Origin of the sequence: Sandarakinorhabdus sp. (genome assembly GCF_040398645.1) — a bacterium.
Taxonomy (GTDB): Bacteria; Pseudomonadota; Alphaproteobacteria; order Sphingomonadales; family Sphingomonadaceae; genus Sandarakinorhabdus.
Window position 1 is genome coordinate 1 of the sequence record NZ_JBBATR010000099.1, and the last position, 3,944, is coordinate 3,944.

The window sequence follows — 3,944 nt, forward strand, 5'->3', positions numbered from 1 at the left end:
TTGCGCGGGCCGGTTGATGCGTTTTTCACCGAAGTGATGGTCAATGATCCCGATCCCCACGTGCGCGCGCGGCGATTGGCGTTGTTGGCGCGCTTCCGCGATGCTGTGCATGGCGTGGCGGATTTTTCGAAGATTGAAGGTTGATGGCAATTGACGTTGCGGGCAGGGGTGGCCCTTCGCGGATGAGGGATTAAGGGCAGCATGACCAAATCAGTGTATAAATTCGGTGGCGGCTTGGCCGAAGGTGATGCCCGCCAGAAGGAATTGCTGGGCGGCAAGGGTGCCAACCTGGCCGAAATGGCGGGCATCGGGCTTCCCGTTCCTCCCGGGCTGACCATCGCCACCCATGTGTGTGCGGCCTATTATGATGCCGGCGGGCGCTTGCCGGATGATGTGCAGGAACAGGTGCTGGCGGCACTGACGTTCATCGAGGCCACCACAGGCAAGAATTTCGGCGATCCGGCCAATCCGCTGCTGGTGTCCGTTCGCTCCGGCGCGCGCGTGTCGATGCCGGGCATGATGGACACGGTGCTCAATCTGGGCCTGAATGACAGCACGGTGGCCGGGCTGGCTGCGGCATCGGGCAATCCCCGTTTTGCTTGGGACAGCTATCGCCGTTTCATCCAGATGTACGGCGATGTCGTGCTGGAGCTGGATCATTATCTGTTCGAAGACGCGCTGGAAATCGCCAAGGAAGACAAGGGTGTCAGCCAGGACACTGGGCTCGATGCGGGCGATTTGCAGGCGCTGGTGGCCCGTTACAAGGCCATTGTGGAGCAGGCATGGGGCAAGCCGTTTCCGCAGGACCCGCACGAGCAATTGTGGGGCGCGATCGGCGCGGTGTTTGGTTCGTGGCGCAGCGACCGGGCGCGCACCTATCGCCGGCTGAATGATATCCCCGAAAGCTGGGGCACTGCCGTGAATGTGCAGGCGATGGTGTTCGGCAATCTGGGCGACACCTCGGCCACCGGCGTGGCCTTCACGCGCGATCCGTCCACCGGCGAACGCGCCTGGTACGGCGAATATCTGATCAACGCGCAGGGCGAAGACGTGGTGGCCGGCATCCGCACGCCGCAATATCTGACGATGGCGGCGCGCGAGAAGGCCGGCGCCAAGGCCGCTTCGATGGAAGAGGCGATGCCGGTGGTGTTCACCGAGCTTGGCAAGGTGTTCGACCTCCTCGAAGGCCATTACCGCGACATGCAGGACATTGAATTCACGGTTGAGGACAATCGCCTGTGGATGCTGCAAACCCGCGCCGGCAAGCGCACGGCGCGTGCAGCCCTGAAAATCGCCGTGGACATGGTGGGCGAAGGCCTGATCACCGAAGCCGAAGCCGTGCTGCGCGTGGAGGCCAGCGCGCTTGACCAGTTGCTGCACCCGACATTGGATCCCAAGGCGCCGCGCGATGTGATTGCGCGCGGCCTGCCGGCCAGCCCCGGCGCGGCCAGCGGCACCGTGGTGTTTGACAGCGACACCGCCGAGATGAAGGCCAAGCTGGGTGATGCCGTGATCCTGGTGCGCACCGAAACCAGCCCCGAAGATATTCACGGAATGCACGCGGCGCGCGGCATCCTGACAGCGCGCGGCGGCATGACCAGCCACGCCGCCGTGGTGGCGCGCGGCATGGGCCGGCCCTGCGTGTCGGGCGCGGGCAGCATCAGCATCGATCTGGTCGGCCGCACGTTTCTTGCGGGCGGCCGCCGCATCGCCGAGGGCGAGCGGATCACCATCGATGGCGCCACAGGCGAAGTGATGATCGGCGACGTGGCCACCGTAGAGCCGGATTTGTCAGGCGATTTCGGTATCTTGATGCTGTGGGCCGACAAACACCGCCGCATGAAGGTGCGCACCAACGCCGAAACGCCGGCCGATTGCCGGGTGGCCCGGCAATTTGGCGCCGAAGGCATCGGCCTGTGCCGCACCGAACATATGTTTTTCGAACCCAGCCGCATCACCGCGGTGCGCCGCATGATCCTGGCCGAAGACACCGCCGGGCGCGAAGAAGCGTTGGCCGAGCTGCTGCCCGAACAGCGCGCCGATTTTGCCGAGATTTTCCGGGTGATGGCCGGCCTGCCGTGCACGATCCGGCTGCTCGATCCGCCGCTGCATGAATTTCTGCCGCATGATGATGCCGGGTTTGTGGATGTGGCGGCGGCGACCGGCCTGTCGGAGGCGCTGGTGCGCCGGCGCATTGGCGAGCTGCACGAATTTAATCCGATGCTGGGCCACCGTGGCTGCCGGCTGGGCATCACCTATCCCGAAATCTACGCCATGCAGGCCCGCGCCATTTTCGAAGCGGCGGTGATGGTGGCGCAGGAAACCGGCGAGGCGGTGGTGCCCGAGGTGATGGTGCCGCTGGTGGCGGCGCCCAAGGAACTGGAGCTGACCAAGGCGGCCATCGATGCCGAGGCGGAGCTGGTGTTTGCCGCATCTGGCACGCGGCTGGACTATCTGGTGGGCACCATGATCGAATTGCCGCGCGCTGCATTGCGGGCGGCGGAAATTGCGCACTCGGCCGAGTTTTTCAGCTTTGGCACCAATGATTTGACGCAGACCACGCTGGGCATCAGCCGCGATGATGCGGCGCGGTTTTTGGGGCCTTATGTGGAAAAGGGCATTTACCCCAAGGACCCGTTTGTTTCGATCGACGAAGAGGGCGTGGGTGAACTGGTCGCCATCGCTGCCGAGCGTGGCCGCCGCACCAAGCCTGATTTGAAGCTGGGCATTTGCGGCGAACATGGCGGCGACCCGGCCAGCATCTTGTTCTGCGAGGGCCTGGGCCTGGATTACGTGAGTTGTTCGCCCTACCGCGTGCCGATCGCGCGGTTGGCGGCAGCGCAGGCGGCGTTGAAGAAGCGTTAACGCCGCCAGATCCACCAGCCGGTGGCCAGTCCGATGGCAAAGCCGGCCAGCACCAGCAGCCAGATCTCGCCGAGCAGCCAGGTCATGGGGCAGCGGCCGGTCGTTCGACCCACCAGGCATCCACGATGCCGGGGTGCTGGCGCAGGCGGGCGATCACGGCGGCGCGGGCAGGCGCATCGGCGGTGCCGGACAGACGCGCTGCCCGCCCGCTCACACCGCCGGGCGCGCGGAAATTGACGCTGCCGTCGGCAACGCCCGCTGCGATCATGGCATCGGCGGCTGCGCCCGACAGCTGCGCCATTACGCGCTGGCCATAGACGAAATCGCCGGCGCGCGCTGCCAGCACGGTGGCGGCCAGACCGGCGAGAAGCTTGAAGGCGGCATGCATCACCGACTGCCTATGGCGGCAGCAAGTCACTGGCAAGTGGGCGCGTGCCGGGCTATTTGCGGGCGATGATTGATGATGAATCAAACGCGGCTGAACCGGATTTTGATGATCCGGCGGTGCAGGCCGATGCAACGACCGATCCTGGCTTGGGCGGGCTGGCAGAGGCCTGGTTGAGCAGCGCAGGGCGCAGCAAGCCGGATTGGCGCAATCCGTTGGTCCGCCGGCGCATGCTGCCGCCGGGCGGCACCAGCGCCTATGTGACGCTGCGCGATGGCTGGCCGGTGCGCACGCTGTGCTGGCCGCGCCGGGCGGGTGGGCCGGGCACCATCCTGCTGCTGACCGGGCGCGGCGATTTTGCCGAGAAATACACCGAAACCCTGCACGATCTGACCGAGGCAGGCTGGGGCGTGGCGATGTTCGATTGGCGGGGGCAGGGCCTGTCGCGCCGGTTGGGCAAAACGCCGCATCATGGCGCATCGCCGGGCTTTGGCGTCTGGTTGGATGATCTGGGCGAAATGGTGGAGTGGGCCGCGAGCGACGGCCCGGTGCATGTGATCGGCCATTCGATGGGCGGGCATCTGCTGCTGCGCCATCTGGCGGCGGGCGGCCGCAATGTGGCGCGCGCGGTGGTGCTGGCGCCGATGGTGGGTTTGGCGGCGCGGCCGCTGGGCGCTTGGCTCACGCGGCTGCT

At 66.0% G+C, this 3,944-nt stretch carries 3 protein-coding genes; 2 read left to right on the forward strand and 1 reads right to left on the reverse strand.

Going from position 1 to position 3,944, the window contains the following annotated elements:
* Positions 1 to 201: 201 nt before the first annotated feature.
* Positions 202 to 2,865, forward strand: a complete 2,664-nt coding sequence (ppdK, locus tag ABWP50_RS13235; RefSeq protein WP_353218456.1) for a pyruvate, phosphate dikinase — start codon at positions 202 to 204, stop codon at positions 2,863 to 2,865.
* A gap of 82 nt (positions 2,866 to 2,947) precedes the next feature.
* On the opposite strand, the gene ABWP50_RS13240 is transcribed toward ppdK, so the two are convergent.
* Entirely contained in the window at positions 2,948 to 3,253 is a 306-nt protein-coding gene (locus ABWP50_RS13240) for a hypothetical protein (protein ID WP_353218457.1), read from the reverse strand.
* Positions 3,254 to 3,318: 65 nt separating this feature from the next.
* On the opposite strand from ABWP50_RS13240, the gene ABWP50_RS13245 reads away from it, so the two are divergent.
* Positions 3,319 to 3,944, forward strand: a 626-nt coding sequence (locus ABWP50_RS13245) for an alpha/beta hydrolase (protein WP_353218458.1), incomplete at its 3' end; no start/stop codon positions are given.

What these genes read in the sequence shown, in the direction of transcription:
- ppdK (WP_353218456.1), top strand. Translation starts at nt 202, where the DNA reads ATGACCAAATCAGTGTATAAATTCGGTGGCGGCTTGGCCGAAGGTGAT.
- ABWP50_RS13240 (WP_353218457.1), bottom strand. Translation starts at nt 3,253, where the DNA reads ATGCATGCCGCCTTCAAGCTTCTCGCCGGTCTGGCCGCCACCGTGCTG.